At 64.3% G+C, this 15989-nt stretch carries 15 protein-coding genes; 6 read left to right on the forward strand and 9 right to left on the reverse strand.

Going from position 1 to position 15989, the window contains the following annotated elements; all coding sequences use genetic code 11:
- Positions 1-2: 2 nt before the first annotated feature.
- The 3 genes from AC0YKC_RS05525 to AC0YKC_RS05535 form a co-directional block, all read right to left on the reverse strand.
- The gene (locus tag AC0YKC_RS05525; protein WP_488510408.1) at positions 3-476 is read right to left on the reverse strand and encodes a DUF3828 domain-containing protein; all 474 of its coding nucleotides are present in this window, start codon (positions 474-476) and stop codon (positions 3-5) included.
- Between the two features lie 94 nt (positions 477-570).
- Entirely contained in the window at positions 571-2220 is a 1650-nt protein-coding gene (locus AC0YKC_RS05530; RefSeq protein ID WP_434722370.1) for an ABC transporter substrate-binding protein, read from the reverse strand.
- A gap of 57 nt (positions 2221-2277) precedes the next feature.
- The gene (locus AC0YKC_RS05535) at positions 2278-3828 is read right to left on the reverse strand and encodes a trimethylamine methyltransferase family protein (RefSeq protein WP_488510409.1); all 1551 of its coding nucleotides are present in this window, start codon (positions 3826-3828) and stop codon (positions 2278-2280) included.
- Positions 3829-3917: 89 nt separating this feature from the next.
- Here AC0YKC_RS05535 and AC0YKC_RS05540 point away from each other — a divergent pair, with 89 nt between their 5' ends.
- Both AC0YKC_RS05540 and mutL read left to right on the forward strand, forming a co-directional pair.
- A complete protein-coding gene (locus tag AC0YKC_RS05540) occupies positions 3918-4820 on the forward strand; it encodes a LysR substrate-binding domain-containing protein (RefSeq protein ID WP_434722368.1) in 903 nt (300 codons plus the stop codon).
- Between the two features lie 265 nt (positions 4821-5085).
- Positions 5086-6960, forward strand: coding sequence for a DNA mismatch repair endonuclease MutL (gene mutL / locus AC0YKC_RS05545; RefSeq protein ID WP_488510410.1), 1875 nt, complete (start codon positions 5086-5088; stop codon positions 6958-6960).
- Positions 6961-7081: 121 nt separating this feature from the next.
- On the opposite strand, the gene AC0YKC_RS05550 is transcribed toward mutL, so the two are convergent.
- Both AC0YKC_RS05550 and AC0YKC_RS05555 read right to left on the reverse strand, forming a co-directional pair.
- The gene (locus AC0YKC_RS05550; protein ID WP_488510411.1) at positions 7082-7843 is read right to left on the reverse strand and encodes a hypothetical protein; all 762 of its coding nucleotides are present in this window, start codon (positions 7841-7843) and stop codon (positions 7082-7084) included.
- A gap of 118 nt (positions 7844-7961) precedes the next feature.
- Positions 7962-8855: a DMT family transporter gene (locus tag AC0YKC_RS05555; RefSeq protein WP_320297399.1), complete on the reverse strand. Its 894-nt coding sequence runs from the start codon at positions 8853-8855 to the stop codon at positions 7962-7964.
- 90 nt (positions 8856-8945) lie between these two features.
- Between AC0YKC_RS05555 and AC0YKC_RS05560 the strand changes: the two genes are divergently transcribed.
- The gene (locus tag AC0YKC_RS05560; protein ID WP_488510412.1) at positions 8946-9872 is read left to right on the forward strand and encodes a LysR substrate-binding domain-containing protein; all 927 of its coding nucleotides are present in this window, start codon (positions 8946-8948) and stop codon (positions 9870-9872) included.
- 6 nt (positions 9873-9878) lie between these two features.
- Here AC0YKC_RS05560 and AC0YKC_RS05565 read toward each other — a convergent pair whose 3' ends face one another.
- Positions 9879-10481: a hypothetical protein gene (locus AC0YKC_RS05565; protein WP_488510413.1), complete on the reverse strand. Its 603-nt coding sequence runs from the start codon at positions 10479-10481 to the stop codon at positions 9879-9881.
- 114 nt (positions 10482-10595) lie between these two features.
- Between AC0YKC_RS05565 and AC0YKC_RS05570 the strand changes: the two genes are divergently transcribed.
- The 3 genes from AC0YKC_RS05570 (at position 10596) to AC0YKC_RS05580 (ending at position 12780) form a co-directional block, all read left to right on the forward strand.
- Positions 10596-10829 carry a DUF2093 domain-containing protein gene (locus AC0YKC_RS05570; RefSeq protein ID WP_488510414.1) on the forward strand — a complete coding sequence of 78 codons (234 nt, stop codon included), beginning with the start codon at positions 10596-10598 and terminating at the stop codon, positions 10827-10829.
- 108 nt (positions 10830-10937) lie between these two features.
- Complete coding sequence (locus AC0YKC_RS05575) at positions 10938-11729, forward strand: glycosyltransferase family 92 protein (protein WP_488510415.1); 792 nt, start codon at positions 10938-10940, stop codon at positions 11727-11729.
- Between the two features lie 94 nt (positions 11730-11823).
- Entirely contained in the window at positions 11824-12780 is a 957-nt protein-coding gene (locus AC0YKC_RS05580; RefSeq protein WP_488510416.1) for a UDP-glucuronic acid decarboxylase family protein, read from the forward strand.
- 13 nt (positions 12781-12793) lie between these two features.
- Here the strand turns inward: AC0YKC_RS05580 and lpxK are convergent, their stop codons facing one another.
- From lpxK to AC0YKC_RS05595, 3 genes are all read right to left on the reverse strand, one after another.
- The gene (lpxK, locus tag AC0YKC_RS05585) at positions 12794-13822 is read right to left on the reverse strand and encodes a tetraacyldisaccharide 4'-kinase (protein ID WP_488510562.1); all 1029 of its coding nucleotides are present in this window, start codon (positions 13820-13822) and stop codon (positions 12794-12796) included.
- A gap of 74 nt (positions 13823-13896) precedes the next feature.
- Positions 13897-15213 (reverse strand): lipid IV(A) 3-deoxy-D-manno-octulosonic acid transferase, encoded by a 1317-nt coding sequence (gene waaA, locus AC0YKC_RS05590; RefSeq protein WP_488510417.1) that lies wholly within the window; start codon positions 15211-15213, stop codon positions 13897-13899.
- Positions 15210-15989: a lysophospholipid acyltransferase family protein gene (locus tag AC0YKC_RS05595; protein ID WP_488510563.1), complete on the reverse strand. Its 780-nt coding sequence runs from the start codon at positions 15987-15989 to the stop codon at positions 15210-15212. Before AC0YKC_RS05595 ends, waaA begins: the two co-directional genes overlap by 4 nt.

A 15989-nucleotide genomic window follows, 5' to 3' on the forward strand; every position in this document is an offset into this window, starting at 1 on the left:
CGTCACTCCGTCGAGGCGCCGCATTCCAGCGCGCTGAGCTTCCAGTCGCTGGTCTTGGAGGTGATGTCGGCGATCTTCCACTTGCCGTCCACTTTCTTCAGCGACCACACCATTTCGCGTTTGGAGTCATCGCCTTCCGGGAAAAGATTGAAGTTGGCCGTCACCTCGGCGGTGTCGCCATTGACGGTCTCGGTTAGCTTCAGCGTCTTCGACAAGGTCTTCTGATCGAAATCCTGGGCGTCGAGGCCGGGATCGAAATCGATGCAGGACACCTCGTCGGGCTTCTCTTTCTGCGCTTTGTCGTTGGCTTCGAACAGCTTTGTCACCGGGCCGGTGAAGCGGTCGCGGTATTTGGCGTCCGCCTCGAACTTCACCGAAGGCACATAAAAGAACTTCACGGCGTTGGATGCCGGCCCCGCCAGCGCGGCGCCGGGCAAGGCTATCGACATGGCAGCGGCGAGCACTATCGGCTTCATGCAGGATCTCCGGAGGTTCGGCGGCGTGGTGGCAAGATCGCCACCACGCTTCCTGCATATCGGCTTTTTTGCGGCTCATGAAGTCCAGGCGCGCTCAGGCATCCAGCCAGACGTTCTGGAAGTCCATTTCGTAGGTCTGGTGCATCGAGTAGTTCTTCACCTTCTTGTTCATGTGGCAGTAGAGCTTCTGCCAGAAGGGCTGGATGATGACGCCGGAGTCCTGCAGGATCGCTTCGACATCCTTCATCACCTCCTTGCGCTTGCCAACGTCGATGAGCGACAGCGCCTCCTTGAGCTTGGCGTCGAAATCCGGGTTGGAAAAGGCCGTCTCGTTCCAGGCCTCGCCGGTGCGGTAACCGAGCGCCAGCACCTGCACGCCGAGCGGACGCATGTACCAGATGGTCATGGAGTAAGGATATTTCGTCCAATCGTTCCAGAAGGTCGAGCCGGGCAGCACGGTGCGCTTGACCTTGATGCCGGCGTCGCGCAGCTGGCCGGCGATCGCGTCGCCGGTGTTCTTCTGCCATTCGTCCTCGACCGTGATCAGCTCGTGCTCGAAGTCGGCCTGGCCGGCGTCGGCCATCAGTTTCTTGGCGCCAGCGGCGTCGCGCTCCTTCTTGGGCAGGGGGTAGTATTCGGGATGGATCGGGGCGACGTGATGGTTCTCGCCAACCGTGCCGCGGCCATTGTAGCCGAGCTGCATGACCTGGTTGTTGTCGACCGCCATCTGCAGCGCGTTGCGCACCCGCTTGTCGTCATAAGGCTTATGCGTGACATTGGTGCGGGCAACCAGCGTGGTCGCCGTCGCAACCTCCGACTTCACCAGGCCCATCTTGTCCAGCGGGTCGATGTAGTCCGCCGGCGTCTCGAAATCGACGTCGACCTCGCCGGAGTCGAAGGCATTGAGCGTGGCGTTGAAGTCGGTGCCGTAGTCGATGAACTCCACGCCATCGAGCGGCGCCTCGCCACCCCACCATTTGCCGTTCTCGCGGCGCTTGACGACCGCTTTCTGGCCGACATCGTAGGAGACCAGCTCGAACGCTCCGGTGCCGATCGGCTTCTTGATCGGATCGGCGCCGTCCTTGTCGAAGTCGCGGTGCACGACCAGGGCCGGATAGTCGGTGAAGCCCGGGATGATGGCGATATCGGCTTCGTTGAGCTTCAGCTTCACCGTATGGTCGTCGACCTTGGTGATCGCGCCATCCTTGGCCTTGCCGGTCTTGGTGTCGATGAGCGCGCCGACGCGGGCGGCCATGGAATTGCCGGACGCGCCCTTCTCGCACCAGCGGTTCAGATTGGCGACCACGTCATCGGCGTTGAAGGCATCGCCATTGTTCCAGGTGACACCCTTGCGCAGATGCAGCGTGTATTCGGTGGCGTCGTCATTGATGTCCCAGCTTTCGAGCAGCACCGGCTCGAAGGTGAACTGATGGGTGTAGCGCACCAGCGGCTCCAGCCACGTGCGGGTGACGTTCGCCATCTCCGTCCAGTCATAGGTGCGCGGATCCTTCTGCGCCTTGACCGACATCGCGACATGCAGCGTTCCGCCCTTCTTGGGCTCGTCGGCGAGCGCCCTGGTCGGCGCCGCAAGGCCGAGCATGCCATAGGCGAAAGCCGTCGATGCGCCGAAGGCGCTGGCCAGGGCCAGGAATTCGCGCCGGTCGACACGGCCGGCGCGCGCCTCCTCGGCCATCGCTTCGATAGCGGCCGGGACCCGGTCACCATTGCTTTTGAAAAGTGTCATTTTCGTTCTCCCATTGATTTCTTCGGGTCTCCGCCCGTTTGTGTGAACTGTCGTCTATCAACTAACGCTGTCCGGCAGCATTTCCTCACGCCGCGCGATCAAATCCGCGAGACCCTCGGCAATGCCCTCGTCGAGCTTCGGCTCCTGGTAGTCCGCGAGCATGACGCGCGCCTTTTCGCGGCCGCGCGTGTCGTGGTCCTTGGCGCCTTCGGCGCTCCACTGCTCGAAGGAATTGAAATCCATGATGTTGGGCATGAAGAAGGCGCTCTCGAAATGCTCGAGCGTGTGCTGGGTGCCGAGGAAGTGCCCTTGCGGCCCGACCTCGCGGATCGCGGCAAGAGCCTCCTTGAAATCGTCGAACGGCACGCCGCCGGCATATTTGTACCAGCCGACCAGCTGCTCGCAGTCGGTGGCGAATTTCGAATAGCCGCAGGTGAGACCCGCCTCCAGCCAGCCGGCGGAATGCCAGATGTAATTGGCGCCGGAGAGGATCGCGGCATGCATCAGCATGTTCGCCTCATAGCCGGCCTGGGCGTCATTGAGCTTGGAGCCGACATGGAAGCCGGAGGTGCGCCACGGCAATTTGTATTTCCTGGCCAGCGCTCCCATCAGATACATCATCTGGGCCGCCTCCGGCGTGCCGCCCATCGGCGCGCCTGTCTTCATGTCGACGGTGACCATGAACTGGCCGTAGATCTGCGGCGAGCCGGGCCGGATGAGCTGGGTCAAAGCCACGCCGGCCAGCGCCTCGGCGTTGACCTGCGCCACCGCGCCGACGGCGGAGGCCGAGGTCGAGGCGCCGCAGAGCGCGAAAGGCGCCAGGATCAGCGGCTGATTGTTGCTCGCATAGACGCGCATGGCGTCGATCATGGTGGCGTCCCACACCAGCGGCGAATTGCAGTTGGTGATCGCCACCAGCACCGGGTTGTCGCGCACGAACTCCTCGCCGAAGACGATGCCAGCCATCGCCATCGTGTCCTCGGCGCGCTCCTTCGAGGTCACGATGCCCATGAACGGCTTGTCGGAATGTTTCAGCGCCGAATGGATGATGTGCAGATGCCGCTTCGGCACGGCGATTTCCATCGGCTCGCAGATGACCGAGCTCGACGAATGCAGCGCCGGCGCCATGTAGGCCATCTTGTGGAAATTATTGAGGTCGGCGAGCGTGCCATAGCGCCGCTTGTTGTCGAGGTCGCGGACATAGGGCGCGCCATACATCGGCACGAAGATCGAATTCTTGCCGCCGACGCGCACGGTGCGCTCGGGGTTGCGTGCATTGAGGGTGAACTCCGCCGGAACCTTCGAGACGAGTTCCATCAAGAGCGCGCGGTCGATGCGGACGCGCGTTTCCCTGACATCGGCGCCGGCCGCCTTCCAGAGCTCGATCGCCCCGTCGTCGCGGAATTCGCACCCCACCTCCTCGAGGATCTTGAGCGATTCCTCATGGATCAATTCCACCGCCTCGTCGGGCACGATCTCGTAGGCGGGGATCTTGCGCACAAGGGTCGGGAAGGACGCGATCGGCGCGCTTCTCAGCGCCTTGCGGCCAAGACGGCCACCGCCGCGGCGGTGGGTCTGTTCGGTCAATTCAACGGCCGGTGCGTTCATGGAGCCTCCTTCTTCCCGCCACCCAAATTAGCGAGGCAAAATATGGCTGTGACGCTGGAAAATCCTGATCTTCTGTATAAGTTGTACTTATGCGAAGCCTGCGCCACCTCCTGCCCTCCGCGGGCAGCCTCATCGTCTTCGAAGCCGCCGGCCGGCTGTCGAGCTTCACCGCTGCCGGGCGCGAGCTCGGCATGACGCAGGCCGCCGTTTCCTATGCCGTGCGCGGCCTGGAGGAGCAGCTCGGCGCCAAGCTCTTCCAGCGCCGCCACCGCCAGGTGCTTCTGACGGAAGCCGGCGAGCGCTTCCATGCCGACGTCTCGCTCGGCCTGTCGCACATCCGCAAATCGGCGGAAGACCTGCGCCTGCAGGCGACCGGCGGGCATGTGACGTTAGCTGCCTCGACCGCTTTCGGCTCGTTCTGGATGATGCCGCGCCTGCAGCAGTTCCGCGACGAACTGCCGGGCATTGACCTGCGCATCCAGACCGCCGACCGCGACCTCGACATCATCGCCGAGGGCATTCCGCTCGGCGTACGCGGTGGCGTGCCGCGCGACTGGCCGGACTATCACTCGCTGTCGCTCTCCGAGGAAGAGATCTTCCCGGTGGCGGGGCCGAGCTATCTCGCCAAGTTCGGCAAGCCGAAAACGGTCGAGGAACTGGCGACGCACCGGCTGATCCATCTCGAGGAGCCCTATCGCGAGGCGCCGAACTGGGACGAATGGTTCGCTTCGGCCGGAACCAGCCTACGCAATGCTGAGCGGGGCTTGCGCATCAACGACTATGCCCTGGTGATCCAGGCGGTGATGGAAGGACAAGGCATCTCGCTTGGGTGGCGGCATCTGGTCGAGCGCCTGGTGGCTTCGGGGCTGCTGGTGCCGGTGACCGATCATGTCATGCGGACCGGCATCGGCTTCCACGTGATCTGGCCGAAGAACCGCGACCTCAGCGACAACGCGCGCAGGGTCAGGGACTGGCTTGTGGCGCAGGCTTAGTTGCGTCGTCACGCAATTACGATCGTAGCGATCCTTCACACCCCCCTCTGTCCTGCCGGACATCTCCCCCGCAAGGGGGGAGATTGGCGGTTCATGCGTCCCGCCATCCTTGAGACGTTGGCGATTGGCGAAAATCCAGGTGACATTTGATCTCCCCCCTTTCGGGGGAGATGGCCGGCAGGCCGGAGGGGGGTGCTGTCCCGCCAGCCTCCTCCATGGTACGTGCAGCTTTTGCCCACACCTCGAATCCGCCTATAATCCTCTGATGCCCATCCGCCAGCTTTCCGAAACGATGATCAACCAGATCGCCGCCGGCGAGGTCATCGAGCGTCCGGCGAGCGTGGTGAAGGAGCTGGTCGAGAATGCACTCGATGCCGGCGCCTCGCGCGTGGAGATCGTCACGGCGGGCGGCGGGCTGAACCTGATCCGCGTCACCGATGACGGCTCGGGCATAGCCGAACCGGAGCTTGCATTGGCGATTGCTCGCCACTGCACCTCGAAGCTTTCCGACAATATCCACGACATCCGCTCACTCGGTTTTCGCGGCGAGGCGCTGCCCTCGATCGGCTCGGTGGCGCGGCTGTCGATCCGCTCGCGCACGGCAAGCGGCGACAGCGCGGCCGAGATCGGCATCGACGGCGGCCGCGTCTCGCCGGTGAAGCCGGCTGCCGCCAATCGCGGCACGACCGTCGAGGTGCGCGACCTTTTTTTCGCCACGCCGGCCAGGCTGAAATTCATGAAGGGCGAGCGCGCCGAAAGCTCGGCCACCAGCGATGTGGTGAAGCGCATCGCCATCGCCTTCCCGGCCGTGCGCTTCACGCTTGCCGGCTCCGACCGCTCGACGCTGGAACTGCCGGCGACGGGCGACACGCCGGAAGGTCGCCTTGCCCGTGTCGCGCAGGTGATGGGCAAGGATTTTCCCGACAACGCCATTGCCATCGATGCCATGCGCGATGGCGTTCATCTTGCCGGGCACGTCTCGATCCCATCCTACACACGGGCGAACGCGCTGCAGCAATATGCCTATGTCAATGGACGGCCGGTGCGCGACAAGCTGATCGCCGGCGCGATCCGCGGCGCCTTCGCCGACGTCCTGCCGCGCGACCGGCACGCGGTCACCGTACTGTTCCTGTCGCTCGATCCTTCGACCGTCGACGTCAATGTCCATCCGGCCAAGGCCGATGTGCGCTTCCGCGATCCCGGCCTGGTGCGCGGGCTGATCGTCGGCGCCATCCGCGAGGCACTGGCCGGCGCCGGCATCCGCGCCGCGACCACGGGTGCTGCCGGCATGATGGCGGCGTTCCGGCCGGGTGCTGCGCCCTATTCGCATCCCGGCCCGGCCAATGGGCACCGAGGCTATGACGCGGCCTACCGTGCTTCCGGCTCCAACGGTTTCGATCCGACACGTTCTCCACAGCGGCCGCTCGACATGGGCTATGGCGAGGCCAGATCGCTAGCCAATGGCTTCGCCGAAAACGAGCAGGTCGCCTTCGACACCGGCCCGCTCGCCAGCGCCGATATCCGCGCCGGCATGGCCGAGCCGGCCGAAGCGCTGCTCGGCATGGTGCTGGGCGCGGCGCGGGCGCAGGTGCATGAGAACTATATCGTCGCCCAGACGCGGGATTCGCTGGTCATCGTCGACCAACACGCGGCGCATGAACGACTGGTCTATGAGGCGCTGAAGAACGCGCTGCATTCGCGCGCAGTGCCGTCGCAGATGCTTCTCCTGCCCGAGATCGTCGACCTGCCGGAAGAGGATGCCGAGCGGCTGGCGATGCATTCGGACACGCTGGCCAAATTCGGCCTCGGCCTGGAGCGCTTCGGCCCGGGCGCGGTGGCGGTGCGCGAGACGCCGTCGATGCTGGGCGAGACCAACGTGCAGCAGCTGGTGCGCGACCTCGCCGACGAGATCGCCGACAACGACACGGTCGAGACGCTGAAGGAGCGGCTGGACAGAATAGCCGCGACCATGGCCTGCCATGGTTCCGTCCGGTCCGGCCGGTTGCTCAAGGCCGAGGAGATGAACGCGCTGCTGCGCCAGATGGAGGCGACGCCGGGGTCCGGCACCTGCAACCACGGCCGCCCGACCTATATCGAGCTCAAGCTCGCCGATATCGAAAGGCTGTTCGGACGGCGGTGAGCGCTAGAGGAATTCCAGGAAAAGTGTGAGCGGTTTTCCGTCCGGAATTGCGTAAAAACAAAGAGATAGTGCGGTTCGCCGTTTCCGTGAAACGGTGAAACGCGCTAGCCTGACGCCCATTTCATTTTCTCTTGCGATATTTGTTCGCCTTGGGGCTGAAGGCATAGTCCTCAGTATGGCCGGCGCCACCGCCGCTAAAATTCACGGAAATGACGTCCTTGCCTCCCTCGACCCACTTCTCGACGTTCATATAGATGGACGTCATCAGCATGCCGGCGCTGCAGGCGTCATCATCCTTGAAGGCGATTTCCTGAACGACCTTCCCGCTGCGCTTCTTGATGACCTGCATTTTCTTCATGCAAGTGCCTGAGTCGGTGTCCGCATAGATACCGGCAAACCTGTCGGCGGCTGTCTCGGCCCAGAAGGGAATCTCGATGGTCCCGTCGATCTTTATCTCACCTTTGTCGTCCAGGCTGGCGACCTTCTTGAGCGTGACGGGATATGTGTCGGCACCCTTGCTCCAGGTGCCTGTCGCGCCGTTTTCGGTCATGTCGATGGAAAACGGGCATCCGGCGGTGTCGACAGGGGTCTTTGATCCAACCATCAATACCCGGTCGAATTCCTTCTTGCCCGAGATCTCGCAGAGCGCGAGCCTGGTGCCGGTGATCTTGCCGTACACCGCTATTGGGCTCTGCTTGGCGTCGTAGAAGTAACTGCCCTCGACCGTTATGCCGCTGCCGAACCCGTCATAGGTCTGAAGCGAGATATGAACGGGCTGGGAGCCGATGGACCCTTCGTAATTTTCCACATGATACCAGCCCGCGGCGGCGTTCCCGCACAGCAGCAGTACGCAAGAAATTGCGCATACGAACCGTCCTGCCATCCCGATCACCGCCGCGTTCCCCGAAAGCGGCTCACCATAGCCGCCCGCCTGGCGCGTGTCTGCATCACCGCGGGGGTACTCGAGATTTTAAGTCCGCAAACGACTGCAGCGTTTTGAATTACCGCTTCAAATTCACCACGATCACGCCGCCCAGAGCCAGCGCGCCGCCGAGAATGCCGAGCAGCGATGGCACTTCGCCCAGCCAGAAGAAGCCGATCAAGGCGGAGGTCGGCGAGACGAGGTAGAGGAAGTTCGAGGCGCGCGCGGCAGGCAGGCGGGAAAGCGCGGTCGCCCAGGCGGCATAGGCGATCAATGAAGGCACGATGCCGAGATAGATGACCGCGCCGAGACCGGCGGTGTTGGCGACCGCTGCCTGCGAAAACGCTTCCGGCAGGAACGGCGACAGGCACAACGCGCCGAGCACCATGTTGGAGGCGGAGATCGTCAGCGGATGATGGCGGGCAAAGAGCGGCTTCTGCACGATGGTGTTGACGGCCGAACAAAGTGCGGAGCCCAGCACCAGCAGCGCGCCGGCGTTGAAATGCAGGCCGTGTCCGTCGGCCACCGCGATGATGCCGATGCCGGCAAAGGAGATGACGGTGCCGAGCCAGGCGATTCCCGAGAAGCGTTCGCCGAGCAGCGCCATGGCCATGATGGCGGTGAAGATCGGGCTGACATTGATGATGAAGCCGGCCGCGCCCGCCGAGACGGTAAGCTCGCCGAAATTGAGCATGGCGGTGTAGAGCGCGACGAAGATGGCGCCGCCGAAGGCGAAGCGCCACAGCTCGTCGATCCTGGGCAGCGCCGGGCGCTTCACCGCGAGGAAGATGGCGGCCGGAACGGCCGCGATGGCGAAGCGCAGCGCCCCTAGCTCCAGCGGCTGGAAGGCGCCAAGGCCGGCGCGGATCGCCGGGAAAGCCGAGGCCCAGCCGATGACCGTCAACGTCACCGCGACCGCCGCGGTGGTGTCCATGCGCTGTGTCTCATTCAACGTGCCGGTGTAAGCGCTCATTGCCGTAGCCTCGTCTTTCTGTGTCATGGAGGCAGAAAACGGCATTGCCGGCCAATTGACAAACGACCAATTCGAGGGTCAGCTGTGAGCATGGATCACAGCTCTGACCAGATACTGCCGCTCGAAACCTTGCGCGCCTTCGACGCGGCGGCGCGGACAGGGAGTTTTTCCGCGGCGGCCGAAAAGCTCAACCTCACCCATGGCGCGGTGAGCCGCCAGATCGCCAAGCTGGAGGGCTGGCTTGGCTTGAAAGTGTTCGAGCGCAACGCCCGCGGCGTGACGCTGACGATCGAGGGCAACCGCCTGCATTTGAGGACCGCCGAGGCCTTCGCGCTGATCTCGGTCAACTCCGACCGCTGGGTCGAGCCGCGCGGCACCGCCGTGGTGCGGCTGGCCTCGATCCCGTCGGTGAGCGGGCTGTGGCTGATGCCGCGCATGGCGGAATTGGAGAACCATCCGACCAAGCTGCGTATCGTGCTCGACGTCGACAACCGCCAGGCCGACCTCGCCGACGAAGGCATCGACCTGTCGGTGCGCTGCGGACGCGGCCGCATTCCGGGCCGCGTCTCGGTGCAGCTTTTCGAGGAGCATGTTTTCCCGATCGCCTCGCCGGAACTGGCGAAGGAGATCGGACGAGGCGACCCTGCGCGACTGCTGAAATTCCCGCTGATCAACGATTCCGACGCTTCCGCCTGGCGCGCCTGGTTCGCGGCGCAGGACGTGGACTATCGCCCACGCCCGCAGGACAGGCGTTTCGAGGACTATAACCTGGTGCTGGATGCTGCGGCACACGGGCTGGGCATTGCGCTGGCGCGACCGCCGCTGACGGCGGACCAGCTCGGGTCCGGCCGTATCGTCGCCGTCGACGAGCGCGTTGCGCTCAATCCGGTCTCCTACTGGATGGACCGCCCGGTCGGCCGGCCGCGCGCTGCGGCGGCGGACCTTGCCAGGCGCATTGCCGAACAGGCAGGGCTTGCTCCGGAAAAGCTGGAAACTTTCCTGCAGGATGACGTCTAAGCGGGATCAGCGGAGCAACAGCACCATGATCGTTGCCGTCACCGCCGAGACGATGGCGGTGACGACCGAGATCGTCCAAAGGGATATCGGCGCGGGCTCCGATCGCGGAGCGTGTCCAGCCGGACGGACTGCGGCACCGCGCGGCTGAGGCGCGTTGGCGTTGGCCGCCACCAACGCTGAAGCGGAAGCGACGGTCGGCGAAAATGTCGACAATACCGGCGCAACCACGGGCCTGGACGTATTGTCGGCAACCGCTGCCGGTGGCGGGACGAAGCCGCGCGGAGCCTGATCGGTGTCCCTCGCCGCCCTAGCCGTCGAGGGTCTTGCCGGCGCATCGTCGGTGGCGGCATCGGGCTCCATGACGGCCCGGTAGGCGTCCTCGACCTCGGAGGACGACAGGCGTTGCGATGCCTGAGCGGCCTGGCGCGGCTGCGCGCTTTGCAGCGACTGGGCCGCGATTTGCGCCGCTTGCCCCGTCGTCGGCGCCGGCGGCTGGACCAGCGCCTTGATCAAAGCCGTCGTCGCCGGATCGGCCTTCGGCGACGGCACCGCCTGCGGCGTGAGAGCCTCATTGATCAGCGTGTTCAGGCGGGTCGAGGTGATGTCCATGCCGGTTTCCGGAAAGCATTTTGCCGCTCAGCCATACTGCATGAGCATTGCGTCAAGCTTGACGTTGCTTGCGATTTGTGGCGATTGAAACCCGATGAACTCAAGCGTCCTTCCATGATGAATCGTTTCGAAGGCCCGGGCGGCAGGGAAGCCCGGATCCGCTATCTCGACGGCGCCTTCCAGGTCACCAGTCCCGGCTCTTTCGTGCGCTGCGCGGTGACGGGCGAGAACATTCCCCTCGACGAGCTCAAATATTGGAGCGTCGCCCGGCAGGAGCCCTACGTGAACGCGGCTGTCTCGCTTGCCCGCGAGATCGAGATGCACCCGGAATTGCGCAAGCGGGGATAGGCCATGCGAACCCATGGCGCCGTGGCCATCAATTTCGACCGCGCTTAGGGTATTGCATTGAAAAACCTAAAGAATTCTCTCAAGACTGCCGTTCGCATGCCACTAATCATGCGCGCGAGATTGCGCGATCGGGCGGTATCGAAAGCCCCACGGTTCAAGCTGACGGCCTGCGCCATCTTCCGTGAGGAAGCGCCGTTCCTGGCCGAATGGGTCAGGTTCCATCAGAGTGTGGGATTTGAGCATTTCTATCTGTACAACAACTTCTCGACCGACGACTTCAAAGCCGTATTGGACCCGTTCATCCAGGAAGGGCTTGTTACGCTGGTCGACTGGCCGCGGCCGGTAGGGCAGTTGTCGGCCTACAAGGATTGTATCCGCAGGCACTGGCATGAAGCATTGTGGATCGGGCTGTTCGATATCGACGAGTTTCTTTTCGCGCCCGACGGGCGTGACGTGCGCTCCGTCCTTAACGCTTATCGCGACCTGCCGGGCGTCTGTGTCTGGCAGGCGTTTTACGGTTCCTCCGGCCATGTCGAAAGGCCGGAAAGTCCGGTGGTCGAAGCCTACACGATGCGAGCCGGGCCGGACATCACGACGGCCAAGACAATCGTCAACCCTCGCATGGTCTACAAGGTTGGCGTCCATCTGTCGAAATTCCTGTCCGGTGAAGGGCTCGATACCCATCGACGGACCATCGTGCCCGGCATGCCCCCCAAGCTCGATATCTTGAGGATCAATCACTATTGGTCGCGATCGCTTGCCGACCTCGACCAGAAAATCCGGCGCGGCGATGCTTCGACTTCAGCGCTGCGCGACAGGGATTGGCATTTCGACTTCGAAAGCAAACTCAATGTCGAGCGCGACGAAACGATCCTGAAGGCGATGCGCCGCGCGGGTTAGAAGCGGCCACCCTTCCCTTCCCGGCTGATGGCCCTAGGCCGTCATTTCAATGCTGACACTTTCGCGCTTCCGGGGCTATAGACACCAAAGGGCGATGGGTACGGGGGTTATCGTGAAGGCTCTTGTGACCGGCGGCGCCGGCTTCATCGGTTCGCATCTATGCGACTTGCTGGTGGCCCAAGAACGGCAGGTAATATGCGCCGACAATTTTTCCACCGGCTCGGAAGAAAACATCCGTCACCTTCTGGGCAATCCAAATTTCGAGTTTCTCAGGCACGACGTTACCGTGCCTCTCGAAGTCGAAACGGATGAGATCTTCAATCTCGCCTGCCCGGCCTCGCCCGTCCACTATCAGCGCATTCCGATCGAGACGACCAGGACCTGCGTCTATGGAGCGATCAACATGCTCGATCTTGCATGCGCTTCCGGAGCCAGGATCCTTCAGGCATCGACATCCGAGGTCTATGGCGATCCGCAAGTCCATCCTCAGACCGAGGCCTATTGGGGCCACGTCAATCCGATCGGACCGCGCAGCTGCTACGACGAAGGCAAGAGATGCGCCGAGGCGCTGTTCTTCGACTACTGGCGCCAGTCGAAATTACCCATCAAGGTGCTGCGCATATTCAATACATACGGGCCTCGCATGCATCCGTCGGATGGACGCGTGGTCAGCAATTTCATCGTCCAGGCCCTGCGGAACGACCCCATAACCATCTACGGCGACGGAAGCCACACGCGCAGCTTCTGCTACGTCGACGCCCTCATCGACGCGATGGTTCGGATGATGGCTACGCCCGACGATTTCGTAGGCCCCCTCAATGTTGGAAACCCGTCGGAAGTCACGATCCTGGAACTGGCCGAACTTGTGCTGGGCATTGTCGGCGGCAAGTCCAAGATCGAGTTCAAGCCCCTGCCGCAAGACGATCCCCAACAGCGCCAACCCGACATAGATCTGGCGCGATCGACGCTGGACTGGTCCCCTCGCGTCGCCCTCGAGGATGGGCTTGGCGAAACGGTTCGCTACTTCCGCCGGCTGATCAACGGCAATTGACGGCGGGCGCCGCTCAACCCCGCATCTTGCGCAGGCGCCAGGCGTCTAGCGTCTCGTCGATTATGCGTTCGGGCACATGATCGAGCTCGAACACGGCCTCGATATCGAGCACGTCCAGCTGGTCGAGGAAACCGGCGGGCGTCTCGCCATGGCGCAGCCGCGCGGCGTCCTTTGCCGTGGTGACGAGGCGCAGTCCCTCCTGCCGGGCGAGCACCAGGAGATCGGCAAGCTCGTCCTGGGCGTAGAAATGATGGTCCGGAAAAGCGCGCGAAAGCGCGACTTCGCCGCCCGCGCCGCGCACCGTGTCGAAGAATTTCTCGGGATGGCCGATGCCGGCGAAGGCCAGGAAGCGGCGGCCGGCGAAGCGTGACGGGTCGGCCGGCTCGACATGCGCCAGGAAGATCGGCCGTCCAGCGCGCGCGGCCTGGCGCACGACGCCGTCGGCGGCGGCCCCCTCGCCCATCTTCAGCAAGCCGCTGGTGAAGACCAGCTGGTCGACGACCTTGGCGCGGAGCGGCCCGCCCGGGATGACGCGACCGTTGCCTACACCGAAGCGGGCGTCGACCACGACCAGCGCGTAATCTATGTGGATGTGCGCCGACTGAAAGCCATCATCCATGATCAGGAAGTCGCAGCCATGTCCCTCGATGAGCAGCTTCGCGCCGGCGGCGCGATTGGCCGTCACCGCGACAGGCGCGTGTTCGGCGAGCAGCAGCGGCTCGTCGCCGACATGCTTGGCGGCGTCGTGATGCGCGTCGACGACATGCGGCTTGGCGAACGAACCGCCATGGCCGCGCGACAGGAAGCCTGGGGTAAGCTGCATGCGCCTGGCTTGCTTGGCCAAAGCGATGGCGACCGGCGTCTTGCCGCTGCCGCCAACGGTGAGGTTGCCGACGCACAGCACGGGTGCTGCGACCTTCTCGCGCGGAGCGTGGCGCATGCGGCGGCCCGCCACCAGGCCGTAGACCGCCGAAGCCGGCGACAGCGCGAGCACACGCCAGTCCGGCTTTTCCCACCAGAAGGGTGGCGCTTCGCTGGTCATCGCGCCGGCCCTATGCGCCTCGGCTTCGCGCATGAGCTTTTCCAAAAACCGGTCCCGATTTTTGGGATCATGATCTAGCGCCCGTTTGCGCCTTTCAGGCGCGCCTTGACGACCAGCGGCTGGATATAGGGCTCCAGCGATTTCAGCGTGCGGGCAAGCGCGCCGCGCATCTCGTCGACGGTGGCGGCACCCGCCGCCATCATTTCGTGGCGTGCCGCTTCGTTGGTCAAAAGGAAATTGACGGCGCCGGCCAGCATGTCGCGGTCGCGCACCAGCTTGGCGCCGCCGCTGTCGAGCAAGCGCTGATAGGCCTCGCGGAAATTCTGCACGTTGCGGCCGGCAAGCACGGCGGTTTCGAGCATCGCCGGCTCGAGCGGGTTCTGCCCGCCTTCCGAAGTCAGCGAGCGGCCGACGAAAGCGATCTCGGTCAGCCTCAGGTAAAGGCCCATTTCGCCGATCGTATCGCCCAGCAGGATATCGGTGTCGGGCGAGATGCGGTCGGCCTTGCTGCGCCTTGCCACCGTCAGGCCCATGCCGGAAATCTGCGCGGCAAGCGCATCCGCGCGGTCGGGGTGACGCGGCACGATGATGGTCAGGAGCCCGTGATGGCGCCTGTGCAGGCTGGCATGGACCTCGGCGGCCACGACCTCCTCGCCGTCATGGGTCGAGATCGCCGCCCAGGTCGGACGATCGCCGATCTGGCGCTGCAGGGTGGCCAAAGCCCGCTCGTCGACGGGCGGCGGGTTGGTGTCGACCTTGAGGTTGCCGGATACGGTAACCGGCCGGGCGCCGAGCGCGCGAAACCGCTCGCCGTCGGCATCCGACTGGGCGATGACGTGGGCGAGGTTCTCGAACAGCGCCTCGGCGACGCCGGCGCGCTTCTTCCACGAGGTGAAGGAGCGGTCGGACAGCCGGCCATTGACCAGAACCTGCGGCACGTTGCGGGCGCCAAGTTCCAGGATGGTCATCGGCCAGATTTCCGATTCGGCGATGATCGCCAGTTCCGGCCGCCAGTGATCGAGGAAGCGGCTTACCGCGGGCTTCAGATCAAGCGGCACATATTGGTGGATGATGCGGCTGCCGAGGCGCTCTTCGGCGACCTTGGCCGAGGTCACGGTGCCGGTGGTCAGGACGATGTTGACGCCATAGTCGAGGATGCTCTCGACCAGCGGCACCACCGCGATCGTCTCGCCCACGCTTGCGGCATGGATCCAGATCACCGGCCCTTCCGGACGGGGACGGCCGGCTACGCCATAGCGCTCGCGCCGGCGGACGCGGTCCTCCTTGCCGCGCGAGGCGCGCCAGGCGACATAGGGTCCGATCAGCGGATAGGCGGCCGCCCCCGCATAGCGGTAGGCGGTGAGGACCACGCGCGCCCAACGCTCGCTCATTTGCCGCTATCCACGAGGCGATAGGCCTCGGCCGTTGCGGCATTGAGGGAGGCAGTGACCTCCTGGCGCTTGCGCTCCATCTCGGCATCGTCGGCATCGGCCGGTACGAAGACCGGCGGCCCCACGATAACCGCGGAGCGGCCGAAAGGCAGGTTGATGGTGGTCTTGTCCCAGCTCTTCTCCAGCACCTTGCGCCGGCTGGTGGCGATGGCCGAGGGCAGGATCGGCCGGCCGGAAAGCCTTGCCAGGAGAACGATGCCAAGCCCGGCGTCGCGCGGCGTGCCGTTCGGAATGTCGGCGATCATGGCGACGTTCTTGCCCGCGACGAGCGACTTCTTGAGCGCGATCAAGGCCTTGGCGCCGCCTTTGTCGAGATGCCTCGAACTGTTGCGACCGCCGGAGCCGCGCACCGCCTCGATACCGAATTTCTCGATCATCAGCGCCTGGAGCTCGGCGTCGGCGCTGCGCGAGACCATGGCGACCAGCTGCCGGCCCTTGGGATAATAGGCTGGGGTCAGAAGATGCTGGCCGTGCCAGAGCGCTATGATGCCGGGCTCGAGATGCGCGTAAGCGCCGCCGGCTACCTGGGTCGAGCCTTCGACGAGCGGGCTGGTGACGCGAATCAGCCGCACGAACCAGGCGAACAGGTTGGCGATGAAGTTCTTGACGAAACTCGACTGCGCCAACGGCTCACGGATGCGCCGCCACAGCGTGCGCGTTCCGCCGCGCGTGGCGGCGCGCCGCCCGGTCGCCCCTTTCACCGCTTCATGCTCCAT

The organism is Mesorhizobium sp. CNPSo 4661 (assembly GCF_057784215.1).